At 38.9% G+C, this 21860-nt stretch carries 25 protein-coding genes and 1 riboswitch; of the genes, 11 read left to right on the top strand and 14 right to left on the bottom strand.

The features are described 5' to 3' along the window. Nucleotides 1–128: 128 nt before the first annotated feature. Nucleotides 129–252: riboswitch (FMN riboswitch) on the bottom strand. A gap of 82 nt (nt 253–334) precedes the next feature. Next, the gene (locus MKY45_RS16935) at nt 335–1405 is read right to left on the bottom strand and encodes a M20/M25/M40 family metallo-hydrolase (protein ID WP_341173141.1); all 1071 of its coding nucleotides are present in this window, start codon (nt 1403–1405) and stop codon (nt 335–337) included. Nucleotides 1406–1572: 167 nt separating this feature from the next. On the opposite strand from MKY45_RS16935, the gene MKY45_RS16940 reads away from it, so the two are divergent. The 5 genes from MKY45_RS16940 (at nt 1573) to MKY45_RS16960 (ending at nt 7133) form a co-directional block, all read left to right on the top strand. Then, nucleotides 1573–2127 (top strand): thioredoxin family protein, encoded by a 555-nt coding sequence (locus tag MKY45_RS16940; protein WP_042530677.1) that lies wholly within the window; start codon nt 1573–1575, stop codon nt 2125–2127. 300 nt (nt 2128–2427) lie between these two features. Beyond that, nucleotides 2428–3432, top strand: coding sequence for a potassium channel family protein (locus tag MKY45_RS16945; protein WP_042530675.1), 1005 nt, complete (start codon nt 2428–2430; stop codon nt 3430–3432). A gap of 216 nt (nt 3433–3648) precedes the next feature. Next, nucleotides 3649–4017: a S1 domain-containing post-transcriptional regulator GSP13 gene (gene yugI, locus MKY45_RS16950; protein ID WP_042530673.1), complete on the top strand. Its 369-nt coding sequence runs from the start codon at nt 3649–3651 to the stop codon at nt 4015–4017. 261 nt (nt 4018–4278) lie between these two features. After that, nucleotides 4279–5625: a glucose-6-phosphate isomerase gene (locus MKY45_RS16955; protein WP_042530671.1), complete on the top strand. Its 1347-nt coding sequence runs from the start codon at nt 4279–4281 to the stop codon at nt 5623–5625. 320 nt (nt 5626–5945) lie between these two features. Next, the gene (locus MKY45_RS16960; protein WP_042530669.1) at nt 5946–7133 is read left to right on the top strand and encodes a MalY/PatB family protein; all 1188 of its coding nucleotides are present in this window, start codon (nt 5946–5948) and stop codon (nt 7131–7133) included. Between the two features lie 101 nt (nt 7134–7234). Here MKY45_RS16960 and MKY45_RS16965 read toward each other — a convergent pair whose 3' ends face one another. From MKY45_RS16965 to MKY45_RS16975, 3 genes are all read right to left on the bottom strand, one after another. Continuing rightward, nucleotides 7235–7804: a superoxide dismutase family protein gene (locus MKY45_RS16965; RefSeq protein WP_244882341.1), complete on the bottom strand. Its 570-nt coding sequence runs from the start codon at nt 7802–7804 to the stop codon at nt 7235–7237. Between the two features lie 110 nt (nt 7805–7914). Beyond that, nucleotides 7915–8127: a hypothetical protein gene (locus tag MKY45_RS16970; RefSeq protein ID WP_042530667.1), complete on the bottom strand. Its 213-nt coding sequence runs from the start codon at nt 8125–8127 to the stop codon at nt 7915–7917. Nucleotides 8128–8259: 132 nt separating this feature from the next. After that, entirely contained in the window at nt 8260–8523 is a 264-nt protein-coding gene (locus MKY45_RS16975; protein WP_042530665.1) for a phosphocarrier protein HPr, read from the bottom strand. Between the two features lie 320 nt (nt 8524–8843). Between MKY45_RS16975 and deoD the strand changes: the two genes are divergently transcribed. Beyond that, a complete protein-coding gene (gene deoD / locus MKY45_RS16980) occupies nt 8844–9551 on the top strand; it encodes a purine-nucleoside phosphorylase (protein ID WP_042530663.1) in 708 nt (235 codons plus the stop codon). A 292-nt stretch (nt 9552–9843) separates the two neighbouring features. Then, complete coding sequence (locus MKY45_RS16985) at nt 9844–10323, top strand: divergent PAP2 family protein (RefSeq protein ID WP_042530661.1); 480 nt, start codon at nt 9844–9846, stop codon at nt 10321–10323. Nucleotides 10324–10396: 73 nt separating this feature from the next. Here the strand turns inward: MKY45_RS16985 and MKY45_RS16990 are convergent, their stop codons facing one another. Together MKY45_RS16990 and MKY45_RS16995 are read right to left on the bottom strand one after the other, a co-directional pair. After that, nucleotides 10397–10708 (bottom strand): YuiB family protein, encoded by a 312-nt coding sequence (locus MKY45_RS16990; protein WP_042530659.1) that lies wholly within the window; start codon nt 10706–10708, stop codon nt 10397–10399. A 122-nt stretch (nt 10709–10830) separates the two neighbouring features. Beyond that, a complete protein-coding gene (locus MKY45_RS16995; RefSeq protein WP_193063667.1) occupies nt 10831–12039 on the bottom strand; it encodes an NAD(P)/FAD-dependent oxidoreductase in 1209 nt (402 codons plus the stop codon). Nucleotides 12040–12340: 301 nt separating this feature from the next. On the opposite strand from MKY45_RS16995, the gene MKY45_RS17000 reads away from it, so the two are divergent. Continuing rightward, entirely contained in the window at nt 12341–13324 is a 984-nt protein-coding gene (locus tag MKY45_RS17000; protein ID WP_042530654.1) for an NAD(P)/FAD-dependent oxidoreductase, read from the top strand. 217 nt (nt 13325–13541) lie between these two features. Here MKY45_RS17000 and MKY45_RS17005 read toward each other — a convergent pair whose 3' ends face one another. From MKY45_RS17005 to MKY45_RS17015, 3 genes are all read right to left on the bottom strand, one after another. Beyond that, nucleotides 13542–13898: a HesB/IscA family protein gene (locus tag MKY45_RS17005; RefSeq protein ID WP_193063666.1), complete on the bottom strand. Its 357-nt coding sequence runs from the start codon at nt 13896–13898 to the stop codon at nt 13542–13544. A 78-nt stretch (nt 13899–13976) separates the two neighbouring features. Beyond that, a complete protein-coding gene (gene dapF / locus MKY45_RS17010) occupies nt 13977–14831 on the bottom strand; it encodes a diaminopimelate epimerase (protein WP_193063665.1) in 855 nt (284 codons plus the stop codon). A gap of 20 nt (nt 14832–14851) precedes the next feature. Next, entirely contained in the window at nt 14852–15178 is a 327-nt protein-coding gene (locus MKY45_RS17015) for a YuzD family protein (protein WP_193063664.1), read from the bottom strand. A gap of 178 nt (nt 15179–15356) precedes the next feature. On the opposite strand from MKY45_RS17015, the gene MKY45_RS17020 reads away from it, so the two are divergent. Then, entirely contained in the window at nt 15357–15581 is a 225-nt protein-coding gene (locus MKY45_RS17020) for a NifU family protein (protein ID WP_040979025.1), read from the top strand. A 77-nt stretch (nt 15582–15658) separates the two neighbouring features. Here the strand turns inward: MKY45_RS17020 and MKY45_RS17025 are convergent, their stop codons facing one another. After that, on the bottom strand, nt 15659–16624 hold the full coding sequence (locus tag MKY45_RS17025) for a 2-hydroxyacid dehydrogenase (protein WP_193063663.1): 966 nt from the start codon (nt 16622–16624) through the stop codon (nt 15659–15661). Nucleotides 16625–16667: 43 nt separating this feature from the next. Continuing rightward, nucleotides 16668–17633, bottom strand: a complete 966-nt coding sequence (locus tag MKY45_RS17030; protein WP_193063662.1) for a hypothetical protein — start codon at nt 17631–17633, stop codon at nt 16668–16670. 86 nt (nt 17634–17719) lie between these two features. Between MKY45_RS17030 and MKY45_RS17035 the strand changes: the two genes are divergently transcribed. Further along, entirely contained in the window at nt 17720–18238 is a 519-nt protein-coding gene (locus MKY45_RS17035; RefSeq protein ID WP_042530643.1) for a phosphatidylglycerophosphatase A family protein, read from the top strand. A gap of 70 nt (nt 18239–18308) precedes the next feature. On the opposite strand, the gene MKY45_RS17040 is transcribed toward MKY45_RS17035, so the two are convergent. The 3 genes from MKY45_RS17040 to MKY45_RS17050 form a co-directional block, all read right to left on the bottom strand. Beyond that, nucleotides 18309–19076 carry a TIGR01457 family HAD-type hydrolase gene (locus tag MKY45_RS17040; RefSeq protein ID WP_193063661.1) on the bottom strand — a complete coding sequence of 256 codons (768 nt, stop codon included), beginning with the start codon at nt 19074–19076 and terminating at the stop codon, nt 18309–18311. 61 nt (nt 19077–19137) lie between these two features. Then, nucleotides 19138–19773 (bottom strand): helix-turn-helix transcriptional regulator, encoded by a 636-nt coding sequence (locus MKY45_RS17045; protein ID WP_212928796.1) that lies wholly within the window; start codon nt 19771–19773, stop codon nt 19138–19140. A gap of 30 nt (nt 19774–19803) precedes the next feature. Continuing rightward, entirely contained in the window at nt 19804–20241 is a 438-nt protein-coding gene (locus MKY45_RS17050; RefSeq protein WP_042530636.1) for a DUF86 domain-containing protein, read from the bottom strand. A 184-nt stretch (nt 20242–20425) separates the two neighbouring features. On the opposite strand from MKY45_RS17050, the gene MKY45_RS17055 reads away from it, so the two are divergent. After that, the gene (locus MKY45_RS17055) at nt 20426–21856 is read left to right on the top strand and encodes an amidase (RefSeq protein WP_042530635.1); all 1431 of its coding nucleotides are present in this window, start codon (nt 20426–20428) and stop codon (nt 21854–21856) included. Nucleotides 21857–21860 lie beyond the last annotated feature (4 nt).

A 21860-nucleotide genomic window follows, 5' to 3' on the forward strand; every position in this document is an offset into this window, starting at 1 on the left:
TATCTCTTTACTAAACATTATCATGCCTATCCCGCTAAAAAAACCCTAAAGCTTTTGAGGCTTTAGGGTTCTGTGTCATCGCTAAATAAATACGCAAAAACATACACGTATAGTGAATAAAATAAGCTCGACATCTTCTCCCATCCAGACTATCACTGTCGGTTCTGGAATTTCACCAGATCAACTGTAACGTTATACAGTTCGCGGACTATTTCCGCCGGTCGGGAATTACACCCTGCCCCGAAGATTGGAATCGAATATTTAATTTAGGTATAGTATACCATATAAAACGCATTTGACAAGAGAAAAATTTTTAATTCAATATATCTTCACATTATCCATTTTTCTCATCATATAATGGGTTTAAATTTTCTTTTCCTGTTATATTTTCAAGCATCGTTACTAATAATTCAATTTCCATTTCCATATCTTTTTTACTTACTGTTTCTACAGGTGAATGCATATACCTGAGCGGCAAGGACACCAGCGCTACTGGCACACCTTTGCCTGTATAGCGCATTTTATCTGCATCTGTACTTGTCGCCTTAGGTGTTAACTCATATTGTAAAGGTATGTCTTTTTCCTTCGCTGCTTTTTTCAGCCACTGATTGATTTTACGGTGAATTGGAGCGCCTTTAGCTAAAACCGGACCGCCTTCTAACTCAACTTCCACTTGCTTTTTCGTATTCACATTAGGGTGGTCCGTTGCAAAGGTTACATCCATAGCGATGGCAAAATCCGGCTCTATACCAGCAGCGGCAAAATACGCCCCTCCCATATTTGTTTCTTCATTGACCGTACTTGCGCCATAAACACCAATGGACAAACCTTTTTCAGAGAGCCTGCGAATTACCTCCGCAACCATAAAAGCTCCGGTACGATTATCCAATCCTCTCGCTGAAATATAACGGTCCTGTAATATTTCCGGCTCCGTTTTGAACACACAGAGATCGCCAACCTGCACCTTCCTGAGCGCTTCTCCCTTTGATTGGAAGCCGCAATCAATGTATAAGTCCTGTACATCAAAATCACCCTTTATTCCGCCGAGATGCTGCGCATTTACCCCAACAACACCTGTAAAGGTTTCCTGATAGCCCAGCACCGTTACCCGCATCCCTACAGCTGCTTTTGGATTGACGCCACCCATTTTTTCAAAAAATAAAAAGCCTCGCTCATCGATGCGTTGAATCATTAAGCCAATTTCATCACAATGACCTGCTAAAAGTACTTTAAATGGAGCAGCCGGATTCAATACTGCAATTGCATTGCCGACATGATCTGTTCTGATTTCATCCGCAAACTCCTTAACATAGTGGATCCATTTCTTTTGAATTTCCATTTCCATACTTGATGGAGACGGGGTATGAAGTAAATCCATTAAAAAATCATATTGTTTATCTGCCATTTTATAGCCTCCTATCACCTATTCTTCCATCTAAAGTGATTTACCATTCACGCTTCATTTGAAGGAGGAAGATTTACAGAACCTCTCCATAATAAGTAACAACTGTTTACCAAATTTACAGAAGAAGGTACACTTACTATATCAAATAATTGAAATGAGGGATATAGATGTCATTAAACGAATGGTATGACAAAGGACTTGATCCAGATGAATACATTGAAGCAATGGAAGTAAATAAAGAGGATTTATTATACATCTATGATAATTTTTCATTACCAGCTGATGAAGCCTTTTTTGAAGAAGTTAAAAATAAGAACTTAAGAGCCATTATTCTTACAGAAGATTGGTGTGGCGACGCGATGTTAAATATGCCGATTCTTCTTAAAATTTCAGAGGCTGTCAATATGCCTGTTAAAGCTTTGCTTCGGGAAGATAATCTTGAATTAATGGATCAATACTTGACAAACGGAACAGCAAGATCAATTCCGATTATCATTTTTATTGATTCAGAAGGAAATGAGGCTGGCAAATGGGGACCGAGGGCGTCTAAAATTCAAGCTTATATAGATGAAGCACGTGCGCAGCTTCCTTCTAAGGATGCCGATGACTTTGAGGAAAAACAAAAACAAATGCATCGTTTTATCTCCAAATCTTATCGGGACGACCAAGATAATTGGTCCATTGTTTATGAAAGTATGAAAGAAACGTTGAAAGCAATATAATATTTTCTAAAAGCATCCATTCACCTGTGTAATGGATGTTTTTTTAAAGATGGGAGCGGATATTGTCTACTCCTGCGGGAAAAGCAACAGGTAGACCTGATCAGGAAGCGGTTTTCTTCCGAAGAGACTGAAGCGTTGCTTCGGAAAGCGACTTCCCGGAGCGGACATCTGCTCTCCTCTTTTTCATAAATGCTCCAGACAAAAACACTCCCCCTGGGCATGCAAGGCAGCTGCAAAAGAAAACGAATAATGACCCCTGCTCTCTGCACATACTAACCAATATAGATTGGAGGGCTCCCGATGAACGTACGTTTTTTCAGACTGCTTTATTATCGTATACCCAATATCCTGAAACTCCTGCTGCTTGTACTGATCGCGATGCCGTTCTTTGGATACCTTATTTATTTAATTGAACCGGAAACCTTCCCTTCATTAACAGATGGTATTTGGTGGGCGCTTGTCACCGGGGCGACTGTCGGCTATGGAGATTATGTGCCGGCAACATTAATCGGGAGATTACTTGCTGCATTTTTAATTTTAAGCGGCGGGGGGTTAATTGCATTCTATATTGCATCCTTATCTACGACCGTTATTAAACGTGAAAAAAAATCACAGGAAGGAAAGCTCGCTTTTCATGGAACAGACCATTATGTCTTTATCGGTTTTAATGAACGGACCCGTCAGCTTGTCCATTTAATCATCGAATATTACTACAATAAGAAAATCGTTATCATTGACCGGACATTGAATAACCTCTCTTACACCAAATTGCCAGTCCATTACATTAAAGGCAATGCAACAGAAGATGCCATCCTGCATATGGCCAATATCAAAGCAGCATCCTGTGTTTTTATTGCTGCAGATAATCAAAAATCAGATTATGAATCAGATACACATACTATACTGACTACGATTGCTGTTCGCGGAAATAACCCTGATATCCCTATCGTTTCCGAGATTCTCTCCAAGAAGCAGATTGATAATGCTGCCCGTGCAGGAGCAACAACGATTATCCGATCAAATGATTTTATGAGCAGCCTGTTTTTTCATGAATTGGATCCCGAGGTGCAATCGACACCGTTTGAAGATATTTATCACCTTCTCACCCAGCAAAAATTTGTTCATCGAGCTGTACCTTCTTCTTTAACAGGAAGAACCTATACAGAAGCAGTCACTTCTTTCTTGGAAAAAGAGATTCTAGTAATTGGCATTATTCGTGAAAAAGACTATATCCTTCATCCGGAGACAACATATATACTTGAAGAAAAAGATACCCTTATCTGTCTCAGCAAACGGCAGCATTGAAAGCATAATTGTTAGATTAGCCATTTCCTATAGATTGTGATATACTGTTTTATTGTTGAAAAAGTACGTGTTCAAAAGATGCAGAAAAAGATAACGGTTTTAATCAGCTGATTCTCAGCAAAAATTGATAAAAACCTCACCAAAATCTGGTTTTTCTTTTTCCATCCGCTTTGGATAGCTTATAAAAGGTATAAAAAGATATAGGAGATGTTTAATGTGACTGCAAACGTAGAAATTGGTCAAGTAATAGAAGGAAAAGTAACTGGTATCCAGCCTTATGGTGCATTTGTTGCAATTGATGGAGACACCCAGGGGTTAGTTCATATTTCTGAAATCATGCACGGATATGTAAAAGATATTAATGAACACTTGAATGTCGGTGATACAGTTAATGTGAAAGTCATTCAAATTGATGAAGAAAAAGGAAAAATTTCTTTATCTATCCGCGCTACCGAGGAAGCACCAAAAGAGACGGTGAAACAAGAGAATACCGCAAACAATTATGATTCTAATAATGACTCAAGCGGTTTTAATATTCTGAAGGACAAATTGCAGGACTGGATTGACCAGACACAGAATAAGTAAGACAAAAATCGTCACCCAAGAGCGTTATCGCTCTTGGGTGATTTTCATATTCTGTTACCTCTGTTCTTCGGACTTTGTTTCTCTTCTAAACAGCCTATTATTATCCTCTTTTTTAAGAACATCCCGTTATTTTCAACCTTTTTTCCAGAACGTTATTTTCCTTTTGTGCACCCCCCTTTCAGACCCTTAGCCTTGATTTCATCACATTAATAGATTAAAGTAGAATAAGATATGGAATCAATTTTTAAGGGGGAAATCTAAATGACACATGTTACGTTTAAATATGATAAAGCACTTTCATTTTTTGGCAAAGAAGAGATTAAAAACTTGTCTCCATTTGTATTGCGTGCGCACCAGATGATTCATGAAAAAATTGGTGCAGGTAATGACTTTTTAGGCTGGGTGGATCTACCTAAAAACTATGATCAGGAAGAATATGCACGCATCAAGAAAAGTGCAGAAAAAATTAAAAATGACTCTGATATCCTGCTTGTTATCGGTATCGGCGGTTCTTATCTTGGAGCGAAAGCAGCGTTAGAAATGCTCAACCACTCCTTCCAAAATCTGCTTTCCTCAGAAGAGCGAAAAGCACCTCAAGTTATTTTTGTTGGCCACCACCTAAGCTCTACTTATATGAGTGAACTGACAGATATACTGAAAGATAAAGATTTCTCTATTAATGTTATTTCTAAAAGTGGAACAACTACAGAGCCTGCCATTGCTTTCCGTATCTTTAAAAAGCTGCTGGAAGAAAAATATGGTCAAGAAGAGGCTAAAAAACGTATCTATGCAACAACCGACCGCAAACGCGGCGCATTAAAAACTACAGCTGATGAAAACGGTTATGAAACATTCGTTATTCCTGATGATGTCGGCGGACGTTATTCTGTATTAACTGCAGTAGGTCTATTACCGATTGCAGCAAGCAACATTGATATAGATGCTATGATGAAAGGGGCACAAACTGCCATGGAAGACCTGGCTGTTCCTGACGTCTATCGCAACCCGGCATATCAATATGCAACCGTGCGTAACATTCTGTATCAAAAAGGAAAAGTAACTGAGTTGCTCATTAATTATGAGCCGGCGCTTCAATATTTTTCTGAATGGTGGAAACAGCTGTTTGGTGAAAGTGAAGGGAAAGATCAAAAAGGTATCTACCCGTCATCTGCCAACTTCTCTACAGACTTACACTCCCTTGGACAATATATCCAAGAAGGAAGAAGAAATATTTTCGAAACCATCCTTCATGTGAATGAGCCTAAGAAGAATTTGAAGGTAGAAGAAGAAGAAAATGATTTGGATGGCTTAAATTATCTGGCTGGCAAAAGTATTCATGAAATTAACGATAAAGCATTCCAAGGAACCTTATTAGCACATACAGATGGTGATGTTCCAAACCTGATTATCGAGGTTCCAAAACTGGATGCATATACTTTCGGCTATTTAGTATACTTCTTTGAAAAAGCATGTGCTGTCAGCGGGTATCTGCTTGGTGTTAATCCATTCGATCAGCCTGGTGTAGAAGCATATAAGAAAAATATGTTTGCCCTGCTTGGTAAAGCTGGTTTTGAAGCAGAAAAAGAAGAACTTGAGAAGAGATTGTAAAAAATAGAAAACCTTTCTTTTATGGAGAGAATCCATAAAAGAAAGGTTTTCTGCATTTGTGAGCACCGTTAAATAAGCAATCTTTAATAAAAATAAATTTAATAAACTTTTTTAAAAGTTTTTGGTTTATTTTTATTAACAGCGGGTATTACTATAATTGTAAGGCTTTCTCGTATTCCCCCTGTAGGCAGAGCGTATTCACGCTTTGCTTTTTTTTTGTCCTAAAATGAATAACTGCAAGTTTCTGGTCAGCTTTCTATCTTTCTGAGGAATCTTTGTTATAATAGAAAAATGAAATCATGTAAGGAGGCAAACGAAGAATGAGTATTTTTGAAGAGGTACATGACCGTAAGCAAACCAAATCAATGAAATGGGATATGCTTCAAAAAAGATTCCAGTCGGAAGATGTTATCCCAATGTGGGTAGCAGATATGGACTTTAAAGCCCCGGAAGCTGTGAATCAGGCGCTTATTAAACGTGCAGAGCACGGAATTTACGGATATACAGTAATCGATGAAGATGTCACATCTTCTATTACAGATTGGGTTAAAAACCGGCACGGATGGGATATCCAAGCGGACTCGCTTAACTACAGTCCTGGCGTGATCAATACGCTACATATGGCATTGCAGGCATTCACTGAACCCGGCGATAAGATTATGATTCAAACACCTGTGTACACACCCTTTTATAATATTATAAAGGTGTTGGACCGTGAGGTTGTAAAGAATCCATTAATTCAACAAGATGACTATTACACCATAGATTTTGAGGATATGGAAAAGAAACTAGCAAGCGGTGTGAAGGCATTTATTTTATGTTCACCTCATAATCCGGTAGGGCGTGTCTGGACAGAGGAAGAGCTTCGAAAAATGGCAGAGCTGTGTTTACAATATGATGCGATGATTTTCTCTGATGAAATTCATGCTGATTTAGTTTTCAAAGGACATAAACATCTGCCAATTGCCAGTTTATCAGAAGAAATTGCTGATAAAACCATTACTTGCATGGCTCCCTCTAAAACTTTTAATTTAGCAGGCTTGCAAGCTTCCTATGCCGTGACGCCAAACAAGCAAAACAAACAAAAATTAGAAAAAGCATTTCTCCGTCAAGGTTTAAATAACTCTTTAAACGGAATGGCTATTACAGCTATGGAAGCAGCCTACCGTCATGGCGGGCCTTGGCTGGAAGAACTGCTCGAAGTTGTTGAAAGCCATACAGCATATATTAAAGAAATGTTTGCCGCTCATGCACCTGAACTAAAAGTAATCAAGTCGGAAGGAACCTACCTTGTCTGGGTAGATTGCTCCCAGCTGAATATGGATAAAAAAGAATTAAACCGATTCATGATTGATAAAGGACGAGTCGGCTTAAATCCTGGTCAGGACTATGGAGATGAAGGGGACGCTTTTATGCGTATTAATGTCGCATGCCCCCGGGCAACCATTGAAGAAGGCGTACAACGAATTATTCATGCAGTCGAGGCATGGAGAGCATCTACTAATTAATTAGAAAAGAGTAAAAACTGCATTCATCCTTGGGAGAATGCAGTTTTTATTATCATGAAATCAGACATTATTATATTTCACAGCCAAATGCAATTACATCTTTAGCCGTTTTCTTCGTTTTTCTGTTTATCATTATTTTCCGTCGGATCAGTCGGTGCGTCCTGCTCTTCCCCGCTTTGAGAATCTCCGCTGATTACTCCGCAAACGATACGGTCTCCTGAATTACCTGCCGGCTGGCTCATCCCATCATCTACCCCATCATGAATAATTAAAGAAGTTCCGTTATCTGCCGTCAGGCTATTTTTTCCTTTTTTTAATGTTGCCTCATTAATAATCAGCTCTTCTTGAACAGCCCCGTCCGCATCCGCTTCAATATTCGGGAGATCACCGACGTGCGGTCCATCTGTTTGCATCAGACCATGGTCTTTCCCATCCGGGTTAAAATGATTTCCGCTGGAAGAAAAATCAGGCCCCTCACATTTTCCGTATTCATGAACATGTATTGCATGAAAACCAGGACTTAAACCTTCTACTTCCACATTTACAGAAACACCGCCATCGGTTTCATTTAATCTGGCTGTTCCTACACGATCTCCATCCGCATTATACATCTCCAGCGTTTCTGAGTTTTCATGCGGCAGCAAGCATCCTGATAAAAAAAATAACATCATTAGAGAGAGCATCCATAACTTTTTATTCCGTCGTCGCATCGATAAGCTCCTTTACCTTTTTTTATAGTTTAGGCAAAGAAGTAATTTTTAATCAAAAAACTCCTCAAATCTTATTGATTAGAGGAGGTATTTGTCACATTATTATTTTTTTGCGTTTGCTGTAAAACATCCTGGTACTCCTGCTCAAAACGTTCCTGATCTTTTTTCGACTTTTTCATCATCCACCGCATCACTGTGACGGCCAATGCGATAAAAATAATTAGTGATATCACTGCAGGAATATACTCCATTTTATCTTCCGGGAAATAAAGAAATGGCATCATAAAGCTATTCACACCTTTCTGAAGACAATTATATCAAATATTCGATGCATGTAAATATGAGCATTTTTGAAAACCATATGTATATACATAAAAGCGCCCTGAAATCAGGACGCTTTTATGCATCATGTAAAATTATTCACCTAAATGTTCTTTAATTACGTCAGCGATACCGTTTAAAGCATCCGCTTCGTCTTTTCCGTCTGCGCTTACTTCAATTTCAGCACCTTTTGGAATTCCTAAAGACATTACACCCATGATGGATTTAAGGTTAACATTTTTACCTTTGTAGCTCACTTCAATTTCTGAATCAAATTGACCAGCTTTATTTACTAACAAAGTAGCCGGACGTGCGTGTACTCCAGTTTCTGCAGTGATTGTAAAAGTTTGCGATTTCATTATATACAACATCCTTTCTTTTTTTGAAAACCTGTATCGTTTATGTACCAAATTAATTAATTCACATAAACCTATGTTCTATTATATACAAAAATCACGAAATATGAAATACATAACTGCTTTTTTTATGAAATAAAGAATCGGATACGCTTTCATTTTGAATTCACACTTAGTTTAGAAACAACTATACATACACAGCTTTGTGTTCCAATCTTTGAATTTTTCTGCTTTTTATTTTGAAAATGGATTCATTTGTTTTTCAAAAATCTTTATGATACCTTTAATTTAAAGACGGAAACTAATAATGGAGGGATATGAAAATGAGTGTACATATCGGAGCAAAGCAGGGAGAAATAGCAGATAAAATCTTATTGCCGGGTGATCCGTTGCGGGCAAAATACATCGCAGAAAATTATTTAGAGGATGCTGTATTATATAATGAAGTCAGAGGCATGTACGGGTATACCGGCACTTACAAAGGAGAGCGTGTTTCTGTACAGGGAACCGGCATGGGTGTCCCTTCTATCTCCATCTATGTGAATGAGCTGATTCAAAGTTATGATGTCAAAAAACTGATTCGCGTCGGCACATGCGGTGCAATTCAAAAAGATGTCAAGGTCCGTGATGTAATCCTGGCACAGGGAGCCACAACAGACTCGCAAATAAATCAGCTTATTTTTAACGGCATTGATTATGCGCCAATTTCTGACTTTGAATTATTAAAAAATGCTTATGATGCCGGAACAGAAAAAGGATTACAGCTCCGTGTCGGAAATGTATTTACAAGCGATACCTTCTATCGTGATAATGCCAAAGAAGTAAATGAATTACTTGCCAAATATCAAGTGCTTGCCATTGAAATGGAATCTACTGCATTATATACCCTGGCTGCGAAATACGGACGTCAGGCATTATCCATTCTTACTGTTTCTGATCATATCATCACCGGCGAAGAAACAACAGCAGAAGAGCGTCAAACCACATTCCATGAAATGATGGAAATAGCATTAGACACGATTATTCAATAAAATGAAACTTCATTCAGCGGGAGTTTCACAGACGATTCTCCGTGATAAATTATTACAGAGAAGGCTCAAGCACTTCCAGGAATACACTTTTCTAATCTGCAAAACCGCATATTCCTGATAGCACCTGAGCCTTCCTTTTATTCCGGTACAAACTATGGTAAAATAATTAGAAAACTTGATTGTCACCAAGCCTGTAGGTGACAACCTTAGCTACACTTATGCAGTAAGAAAGTATATACTTTTTTAACTGCCAAAAATTGATGCGTTACTTAGGAAGGAAGTTCCCTCATCCATGACTTTATTAACGAATTTCCCATTATGGGCTGCACTCATTGCGATTGTGTTCGCTCAAGTTATAAAGATACCAATTAAACTGATTTTCACCAAAGAATTTCAGCCTGGACTTGCTTTCAGTACAGGGGGAATGCCCAGCAGCCATTCTGCAGCAGTGACATCGTTAGCTACTGCTGTCGGCATTGCAGAAGGTGTATCATCAAGTGTATTTGCGCTTGCTTGTATATTCAGTGTCATTACCATGTTTGATGCTTCCGGGGTCCGCAGGCAGGCTGGTGAACAGGCAATTGTGATTAATCAGCTCGTCCGTGATTTTCAATTGATTACCTCCAGCGCCAAAGACTGGAGCAAAAAGAAAGAAAATGAAAAAATACAAGAACTGAAAGAATTACTCGGGCACCAGCCGATTGAAGTATTTTTTGGCGCCATCACAGGAATTATTATTGCCTTTTCTCTTGCACCGTTTTTTTCTTATTAATCCATAAGAACCAAAAGACCAATGCTCCTGCTGGGAGCATTGGTCTTTTCTTTTATGTAATCCCATTTCTCTGTTAAAACATTTGATAGCCGCTTTTCCTTAAAAACCGGATAACCAAACCAGATACAATCGTTCCAATAAAACCAGATAATAAAATCACAATATCAGCAATTGTTAAAGCAACAATTCGTTCTCCAAGCGCCGAAAAAGATTCCCCCGGACTTGTGAAATAGCTGAAAAAAGAAACATTATCTATAATAAAAATCATTAGAATCGGATATAAGCACGCCATCAGCCATGTTTTTCTTAATAACATATTTAATATAAATGCAATTCCAAAAAAGATAACAAAATATAATACAACAGAAACAACAAGTTGAACCATTCTCTTCCCTCCGTCCTTTCTAAGGATGCATACAAAGCACATTTTATCTTAAAATGACAAAAAAGCAAAGCAGCATCTGCCAACCTTTGCTTTTTTGTCACTATATTTCTATCTATTATTATTTATAATAAATGAAAGTTTCCTTTTTTCAGTAATAATTGCCATCCGCCTAATTGAAATAAATAATGATTATCGTAAATTCGTTTGACTAATACAGCTCGCCACCCAAACACCTTTCGATTCTTTATGACCGCCACTCCGTCTTCTTGACCTAAAGTGGCGAGCATTCCTTGTTTAACCGGCTGACAAGCAGTAAGTTCTTTATTCCGTAACCTGGAAGAAACATTTTTTGCGACTACAGCGGCTTCCTCGATAGCTTTTTTTGCAGTTGGAAGGACTTCCTCCCCATGTTCATCTGCTGTATATGCACATTCTCCAACGACAAATATGGAATCATCTTTTGTAGAAAGCATATTGGGATCCACTTCAATTTTTTTATTTTTCAAAGCCAGTCCGGCTTTTTCAAATGCAGGATTGGCCTGTACCCCGCCAGTCCAAATAAATGTATGTGTACAAATTTTATGATTTTTCCCTTCTGTTTCATAAATAATTTTATTATCCTGACATTCCTTCAGTTTAGCTTGATGGATAATCTCTACTCCTCTGGATTGTAGAGACGTAGCTGCGTAATGTGCCAGTTTCTCATCGAACCCTGGCAGAAGAGATTTACTTTCCTCCAGTATGGAAATATGCACCTGCGTTTTCTCAATGTCAAATTCTCTGCATATCTCTGGTATTTGATTAATCAGTTCCCCTGCAAATTCAACACCTAGAATTCCACCGCCGCCAATAACAATACTTAACTTGCTCTCATCCTTCTTTTCAGCATTCGCATAACTGGCAAAATTATATTCGATATGCTCACGGACAAAACGGGCGCTGTTGATATCCGTGATAGAATAAGCATGTTCATCCAGTCCCGGAATTCCTTCAGCCCTCGGCTCAAAGCCAAGACCGATAACAAGTAAATCATAGTGTAATTCCTTATTTTTAAGCTTGATTTTTTTAGAATTTCTTTTGATAGAAACAACTTCATCTATAATAAAATTTATTTTAGAACGATTAATAATTTCTTTGATTTTTATTTTGGAGCGATCTTGATGCCGTGTACCAGCAGCATTTTCATGCAGACAGCTTGCTTGAAAATGATAGTCATATTTATGAACCAGCGTTATCTCTGCTTCATTCTTTCCAAGCTGTTTCTGAAGCTTAACTGCCGTCATTATACCTCCATAACCCGCCCCTAATATTACAATATGCGGTTTAATCATGGTTTTTCACTACTCCTATTAATTTTGTAATTTATCACTAAAATGCGAAACAAAACGCATTTTGTCATATAAATAACTTCGTTTTGTAATCAAACTGTAATAATACTAACTTATCTTAAATGCTTTAATCAAAAATAGCAAGCTTTAAAACCTCTTTTTTATCTATACCTATGAAGAAAGCATTTAGACATGCTACTATCTAAATGAAAATTTCTTCCCTTTTGAAACGATATAATTCAAACTAAAACAAGTTTGTGATACCATAGGATAGGTAAACGTCTAGAAAGAAAAGAGGTATTGTATGGAGAAAGTTTTTGATGTAACAATCATTGGAGCTGGACCCACTGGCTTATTCACAGCCTTTTACGGCGGCATGCGTCAAGCTAGTGTTAAGATAATTGAAAGCCTGCCTCATATTGGAGGACAGTTAACAGCACTATATCCAGAGAAATATATATACGATGTTGCAGGATTTCCAAAAGTCCGTGCGCAGGAGCTTGTTGACCAGCTGGAAGAACAAGCCAATTTATTCGATCCTGAAATTGTACTTGGACAAGCCATTGAGACAGTGGAACGATTAGAAGATGACAGCTTTCGTCTTGTGTCAAACACCGGGGAAGTTCATTTGACAAAAACAATGATTATCACGGCCGGCAATGGGGCTTTTCAGCCTAGAAGATTAAACGTAGGAGACAGCGAAGCCTACGAAAATACGAACTTACACTATTATGTGACGGATATGAATAAATACAAGGACAAGCATGTTGCTATTCTAGGTGGCGGAGATTCAGCTGTAGACTGGGCCTTGATGCTTGAAAAAGTTGCTTCTAAAGTGACATTGATTCATCGCAGAGACCAATTCCGAGCTCATGAGCATAGTGTAGAGCAATTAGAGGCCTCTGCTGTAGAAAAGCTGACGCCATATGCTCCAACAGCCATTGTAGCAAATAAGAAGATTGAAAAGCTTATTTTACAAAAGATAAAAGAAGAAGAATTGATTGAATTAGAAGTCGATGATGTTATTTGTAACTATGGATTCATCTCCAGTCTCGGGCCAATTAAAAACTGGGGATTAGAAATTGAAAAAAATAGTATCGTTGTAAATTCTAAAATGGAGACAAATATTCCTGGTATATACGCCGCTGGAGATATTTGTACGTATGACGGAAAAGTTAAATTGATTGCAACAGGATTTGGTGAAGGGCCGACAGCAATCAATAATGCTAAAAATTACATCGATCCCAAAGCAAGAATTCAACCGAAACACTCAACAGCAATGTTTTAAAAAGGGGAATACATGATGGAAAAATCGTTTGAATGAGAATTTTCTCTGCTTCAGACGATTTTCTTTTTTTATACAGTTCACTTCATTAAATCCTGGGGATAAAAGAGCTTGAACACCACATTGTTTAGTTTGAGGATCTTGGAGATGTTTTTAGTAGAAATTTAGATAAAAGATTTAAAAGAAAGATTGGCAGTATTTCTCTGCCAATCTTTCTTTATTAACAATCGCCAGGTGCACCGGCATTTTGTGCAGTGCGGAAGGAAGAGCCGCATCCGCAGGAAATAATTGCGTTCGGATTATCAATGCTGAACCCGCCGCCCATCATGTTTTCTTTATAATCTATCTTGGTACCTTCAATAATTGGAATATCCTGGTTAAAAAAGACGATTGGAATACCGTTAATGGTTTCAATAATATCCAATTCCTCATTTACTTCATCAGCAAAACCTAAGGAGTAGGATAAGCCGCTGCAGCCGCCGCCTTTCACGCCAAAACGAAGCATCGCCTGGTCTGATTCCTCTCTCATCATTTCTTTAATCTGTGCACTTGCACGATCAGTCAGTTCAATAATCATCTTCTGAACCTCCTTTTTTCCTTGTATATCCTATATGTTTAGTATACACCTGAACTTGTCAGAATCAAGTAATTCATTTTAAGCATAAAAAATTCCCGTTGCGATGGTTTCTGCTCCGCCGGTCATCCAGATATGATCATCTTTTCTCCATTCAATGATTAAATCTCCGCCGGCTAAATGAACAACAATCTTTTTACCTTTGGTTACTTTTTTATTTAACGTTGCTGCAACGACAGCCGCACAGGCTCCTGTTCCGCATGCTTCTGTCACGCCGGAGCCGCGTTCCCAGACACGGAAATGTATTTCCTCATCCGACACAACCTCAATAAACTCTGTATTAACCCCTTCAGGGAAGCGTTCATCCTTTTCAATAACCGGTCCCAGCGTTGTCAGCGGCGCGTCATCAATCGCATCCACCATCGTTATCACATGCGGATTTCCCATGGAAACCGCAGTGACATGCAGTGTCTTATCTGCAACCTCGAACGGCTCATTTATAACAGTTGTTCCTGCTTCTCCAAGCATCGGAATCTGTTCTCTTTGTAATATCGGAGCTCCCATATCAATGGTTACTTCGTTGACTTTCTGCTCGTCATTCTCTTTCACAGTAGCTCGAACAATATTAGCTTTTGTCTGTATCGTAAATTCTTTTTTATCCACAATTCCTGTTTCATAAGCATATTTAGCTGTACAGCGCAATCCATTCCCGCAATTCATTCCCTCTGAACCGTCCTTATTAAAGATACGCATACCTACATCTGCTTTTTCTGCCGGATGAATCAAAATCATTCCATCCGAACCAATGCCCGTATTCTGATTTGACATGTTGATAGCTAATTCAGACAGCCGGTTCTCTGGCAGCTCTGTTTGAAAAAGATCAATATAGATATAATTATTTCCCAGCCCATGCATCTTCGTAAAAGGTATTTTCATCTTCTCTTCCCCTCTTCTGTTCATCCTTCTATTTCTTCGAGTCCCAGTTCTTCCAATGCTTGATAAATTGGCTTTAAACGCGGGATTCCTTCTGCTACCATTTTATCATTAATCCATACAACTGGATAAAAAAGATCTTCTTCTATTATTTTCTCTACATATGCTTGCTGACCAGCGTCTGGTTGCGTTTGATTGATATCGATATAATTATATTGAACGCCGTCAGAAGCATATTTCCTCCCTATTGCTGCCTGAAGCCACTCATACGTATCTTTGGAACCTGGTGCTCCGACACAGCTTGCGCAGATTTGTTCACTTCCATAGACAGTTATCGTTATTGCCGGCATGTTAACACCCTCTCCTTCCAAATATCTCTTTCCTCTCGCCTGTCCTCCATATTAATTATTTTACAAAATAAGCGTAAAAAGATAAAATAAAATTAACCAGCTAATTGAAAATCATTTTCAAATAGATTTTTATGCTTAACCGCGTTATAATAGATTTGTGGGAAAGGAGTAGGTGACTGTGGAAGAGCAAGTACAAGAAGTATTAAGCAAGCTTCGTCCATTCTTATTACGTGATGGCGGAGACGTAGAGTTAGTTGACGTTGACGATGATGGCGTTGTTTTACTTCGTCTCATGGGAGCATGCGGCAATTGCCCTAGTTCAACCATTACATTAAAAGCAGGAATTGAGCGTGCATTGATGGCAGAGGTTCCTGGCGTAACAGAAATAGAACAAGTATTTTAATTAAATATAAACGGAGAGGCTTTTGGCAATATCAAAACCCTGCTCCGTTTTTTATTTTTTTAAAATCAAATTTTGTTCTATGAAATTGGTGTAATTGCTTCTTCTCCGCTGACGACTGCCAGGATATTATCCATGCATAACTCTACCATTCTTTTTCTTGTTTCTACACTGGCAGACCCGATATGCGGAAGACATACGGTATTATTTAAACCAACAAGCGGATGATCTGCTCTAATCGGCTCTTCTTCAAAGACGTCCAATCCTGCTGCTTGGATTTCTCCCGTTTTAAGTGCATGGACAAGTGCATCCTCAACCACTACTTTTCCGCGTGAGATATTAATAAAAATAGCACTTGATTTCATTTTTTCAAAAGCGGCCCGGTTAAACATTTTATCCGTTTCCTTCGTATGCGGAACTACTGTCACAACAAAATCAGAAGTCTCCAAAAGTTCTTCAAAGCTGACATACGTTGCTTGCAATCGTTCTTCTGCATCTTTTTTACGGGAACGGTTATGATATTGGATATTCATATCAAAACCTGCTGCACGTTTCGCTATTGCTTCTCCAATTCTCCCCATTCCTACAATACCGATAGTTTTTGCGTGAATATCTGAGCCGGCAAAGAAAAATGGCGCCCACGCCTGCCACTTATCCTCCTTCACCCACGCATCCGCTTCTACAATTCGTCTGGCAGCAGCCATCAATAAGGAAAAGCCTAAATCTGCGGTCGTTTCCGATAAAACATCCGGTGTATTCGCTGCGATAACATCATGCTTCTCACATGCTTCCAAATCGATGTTATCGTAACCGACGGCCATATTCGCAACCACCTTCAATTGAGGAGCTTTAGACAGAAGCTCTTCATCAATAGAATCACTTAATACGGCAAATAAGGCATTTGCATCAGCAGCCTCTTTCAAAAGCGTCTCTCTTGGCACAGGCTCCTCCTCTTTTTCCCACATCCGGATTTCCAGCTGTTCCTGATAAGCTTTTACATATTTCTCCTCTAATTTGCGCGTAATATAAACCTTTGGCTTGGACATATACGAGTATTCTCCTTCCTGCGATGAAATAATGAATTTTTGCTTATAACCAGCTTATCATAGGTATCTGCCAATCCGAAACATCAACACCTACCGTTTCATAAAACCTCGCCAGTCTCCTCTCATAAACCTCTTGATGCTTTAATAATTGCTCTAACGCTTGAGAATTCGGGTACTGGAAAGCGCCCTCTAAAAAATCGTAAAGATGGATTGGATAGAACAGCCTGGCAAAGATAAGTCTCCACGCAAATACAGACAGCGGCTGATAGTTTTGATAATCATTTAAAAACTGATTAATTTCTGCCTCCGATTTATTTTGTAAAAAAGCATAACGGATATACTCGGCAATATCACGCGTCGGATGGTCATATACGAGTTCATCTGTCCAAACAATTTTCTTTTCAGATGTATTCCATCTGGCAAAAGCAACCGTACTCTGATCTGTTTGTAAGATGCGCTGCTCTTTTTCGCTTTCCCGTAAATATTGAATAGCATTTTCGCTGATTCCTACAATATATGGTAAAATATCCATCACTTCAGATAAATAATTACTCGCTCCTTCTTCTTTTGCCTGTCTTGTTAATTCTTCCTCAAAAAAAGTCAGCTTTTCTTCCCAAAGCTTTCTCCATAACCCATAGCTTGAAATCGCCTTCGGTTCATACTGAAAACTGCTCCCAATGCGGTGAATATCACCGAGCATTTTACCAGGGCTTTCCTGACGAGATATTTGTGACTCATCGTCTAATACAAGAACCATCCACAATTCATTGCCATAATTGGTAAACCAATCTCCGTTGATATTCCGAATGGGATAAGCTACATTGTATAATCCGTTTTCTCTTAAGAAATAGGCCAAAGTGGCTTGTTCCATCAATATCATTTCCTTGTTTGTCGCAGGAATGGTAAAATAGTGATAGCGCTCTTTTTGATAACCCTCACGCTCTTCGATGAATTGCTTCCCTTCTATCTGGATAGCGTATTGACTGCGGAGCATTTCTGACATCGGCATCAACAAACTCCTCCTTATCGTATATATTAACTATATGAAGGAAAGGACTATACAATTATATTAAATCGAAAAAAGGTGTGTTTTAAATGACGAAGTATACAAGCAAAACAGAACTTGAAGTAAGAGCAAGACAGCTTTTAAAAGAACGTGGTGTCAAAATAGATGATATTGCAGAATTGGTATACTATCTGCAATCAAAATATCATAACGATTTAACGATGGATACCTGCCGTTTTAATGTAAATCGTGTGTTAACGAAAAGAGAAGTACAAAATGCAGTCATCACAGGCATTGAATTAGATATGCTGGCGGAGAAAAAGCTATTAAGCGAGCCGCTTCAGGAAACAATTCAGATTGATGAAGGCTTATATGGAATTGATGAAGTCATTGCCTTGTCTATTGTCAATGTCTACGGTTCCATCGGCTTGACCAATTTTGGATATATCGATAAACAAAAACCCGGTATCTTAGAAAAACTGAATGATAAAAGCAGCGGCGAAATCCACACATTTTTAGATGATATCGTCGGCGCTGTCGCAGCTGCAGCCTCCAGTCGTCTGGCTCATGGAGATGCAGAAAATGAACATGAAGAATTAGACGGATAAAAAACATTGGACACAAAAAAGCATTCATTCTCCCTATGCTCATATTAGATAGGGGATGAATGCTTTTTTGCTATTCAAAGGTCCATTCTGATAAATTTTCTATGATATATGTCGGCTGCTCTTCAAAGGTTGCCAGCTCTTCTGTGGAAGTCACCCCGGTAGAAACAAATAACGTATCTACACCGGCATGGATTCCCGACTGGATATCTGTCTGGTAATTATCTCCAACCATTACAACATCCTCTCTCCGCAAACCGAGTACATCTAATGCCTCTTTCATGATAACCGTATCCGGCTTGCCAATAAATACAGGCGCCTGCTGGGTGCTTGTCTGAATCAAAGCAGTAAAAGCTCCGTTGCCTGGTCCCATACCGTCTTCAGTTGGAATAGCGTGATCCCGATTGGTAGAAATAAACTGTGCACCCTTGCGGATAGCTATGCATGCTTTAGCAAGCTTGTCATAGGTAATATCCTTGTCCAGGCCTACAACAACCGCATCCGCATCTGTACTGTCCGTTAATTGGATACCATATTCTTTTATTGGATTCTTCAGACCGCTCTGCCCGATACAGTAGCAGGTTTTTACGGATTGGTCCTGCAGATACTTCGCCGTTGCCATGCTGCTGGTAACGACCTGTTTGTGATTTGCCAGGATTCCTAATCCGTTTAACTTTTCAGCTACTTCCCGGGTGCTTTTTGTAGAATTATTTGTTACAAACACATAAGGAATATTTTTTTCTGCTAATTGCTTTACAAAAGGAATTGCTTCAGGAATAACCTCATTCCCTCTGTAAACAGTCCCGTCTAAATCAATAAGATATCCTTTATATTTCTTCACATTATTACCTCTCTATCTCGATTACATCATACCTATTTTAAGACGCTTGACTGACCGATGTTTATTCTGAGTTAGCAGCTATCCGCCATTGACAGCATTTATCTCCATCAACCAGCAGCGCTTTTGTCTTAATTTCCTGATTCGGAAACAAGGCTTCATACATTTCTTTTTCATGCTGGCACATCACAGGATAATCCCTTGCCACTTCTAAAAAAGGGCAATGAAAATTATTTAATTGAAAGCCTTGCGCACCTTTATCTTCTGCTTGAAACATATAGCCGCTCCGATTTTGAAAATCCTTTAACGCAGCTACTTTTTCTTCCGTTGTAGAACAGGAATCTAAAAGCTTCTTTAATTGCTCTTTTTCCTTCGTTGACTGTTTTTTTAAAAGCTCGCTGATTAGCTGTTTTCCCTGTAATGCTTCTAAATCATGGAGCAGGTCTAAAGAGAGTTCTTTATAGCGATTAGGGAAACTTTCTTGACTTTTCTCTGTTAAACGATAAGTATGATACGGCCGTCCAATCTCTTTTTTATGCTGCTGCACCTCAATAAATCCCTCTTGCACAAGCGTATGAATCTGCTTCCGGACAGCTGTTTCTGAGATAGTAAAATGGGCCATCAGTGTATCCATCGTTATCGTACCCTGTTCTTTCAATACCTGGATAACCTTATCCTTTGTCGAGACACGTTTCCCCATCCGCTTGCCCTCCCCTTTTAAACATACATTTTATTTATTTGAAAAAGCATTTGCTACGCCTAGTTCATTCTGCAGATATGTATGAATCCGCTTTGAAAAATAGGTAAATACCTCTGCGTGCTCTTCAAAAAACTGCTCCAGACTTTGATGATCGATTGCCTGATATTCATGTACTAAAGGTTTACGCCAATGAATCAGAGCTTTATATACTGCTTCTTCCTCCGCAGGAATAACTTTTTCATCTGTTAAGATGTCAATAATATCCTCGTAACTACCCGGATCCCTCATAATAAAACCGTCTATCATCATATTTCCTACATCCAGCACACCTTCGATAAAGACATGCGCCATGCGCTCCAACGCAAGATATTCTACTGGGCTGTGATAGGAATGATTCTTTAACGTATCTAAAATCTCATTCATAAATGTCAATGTCTGATTAATTTTTTCCTGATCTACAAAATACATTATGATTCCCCCAAAAACGTCTATACTAAAGGATGTTTCCATACTACTATTATCATATCATAATTTGTAATGTATTTTCACTGAACTTTCTTGATAAAGTATAGAATTAAGAAGCGAATCTTTCCTTCTTTTTCAAAAAACGTGATATAGTAAGTCTAATACGTGTGAAGGAGATAAATGCCGGATGGAAAAGCGAGATATTTTAAAAATGGATGCCACGGGTATAGCATCCGCAATTAAAAAGAAGCATCTAACCTCTATAGATGCTGTAACAGCTTTTATTGAACAAATCAAAGCGATTAACCCTTCCATTAATGCAGTTGTTGAAGAAAGATTTACTGAAGCGCTGCAAGAGGCTCAGGAAGCAGATGAACTGCTGCAGAATAATGGGGCTCTGGGTAAATTACACGGAGTTCCCATCAGCATCAAAGAGTGCTTTCATGTGAAGGGAATGAAAACTACAGCAGGCTTAGAACACCGTCAGGACCTTATTTATCAAGAGGATGCAGAAGTTGTTCAGCAATTAAAGCAGGAGGGCGCTATTATACTCGGAAAAACAAATACGCCTGCACTTTGCTTCTGTCAGGAAACGGATAATAAGTTATATGGCAGAACAAATAATCCCTGGGACATCACCAAAACCGCTGGAGGCTCCAGCGGTGGTGAAGGTGCGCTGCTTGCTTCCGGCGGGTCTGCTGTCGGGATTGGTTCAGATATTGGCGGTTCCATTCGTTTTCCATCTCATTTTAATGGAGTTATCGGTTTCAAACCCGGGAAGGATACCATTTCCACAGAAGGCCATTTTCCGTCTGTCCAGCATGAACTGCAACATCGGATGCTGACAGTCGGGCCAATGGGGAAATCTGTAGAGGATATGCAGCTTATTTATGAAATTTTATCTCCAAGCCACTTCAAGCATCAGACATTGCAGGAATTTAAAATAGAAATATTACCAGCTAATCCAGGCTATCCGCTTTCCACAAGAACAGGGAATTTATTAGGGCAGCTGGAAAATTTTCTTGAAAGAATTTACAATGTCCAGCAGGTGATGCCGCCTTATTTTAGGGACAGTGCCTTAATATGGCAGGAAATCATGTCGATTAATGGAAGTAAATTGGTTGAAGATGAAGCTTTTAATAATGACCGCTCCGGATTAGTGCGTTCCTTTTTAAAAGAGAAACTGAGACAGCGTACGAATGTCCACCCATATTTATCCTGGGCCATTATTGGAGCAAAAATGTTTAAACCTTCGCAAAAAAGAGTCCGGGAAATAATGGATATCATTCAGCAGGGTGACGAGCTGTTAAAAACATATTTAGATAAAAGGCTGCTGATAATGCCCGTGTATTATCAGTCCGCATTAGATCACGGGCAGGTTTTTAAAGAGATTTTCTCTATCCGTAAAACCTATTTGCAATACATGCCTTATACTGCCTATGCGAATGTATGGGGGCTTCCTGCTCTGACTATTCCAGTTGGAGAAGACGAGAAAAACATGCCCATCGGCGTACAAATTATCAGCAGTATTGGTAATGAGGATGCCATTTTTCGTCTGGGTAAATTACTTACGAAACGCTTTCGCGGGTATAAGCTGGCAGAGGTGACAGACAGGTAATTAT

The sequence above is a fragment of the Oceanobacillus sp. FSL K6-0251 genome (assembly GCF_038004725.1).
Lineage (GTDB): Bacteria > Bacillota > Bacilli > Bacillales > Amphibacillaceae > Oceanobacillus > Oceanobacillus oncorhynchi.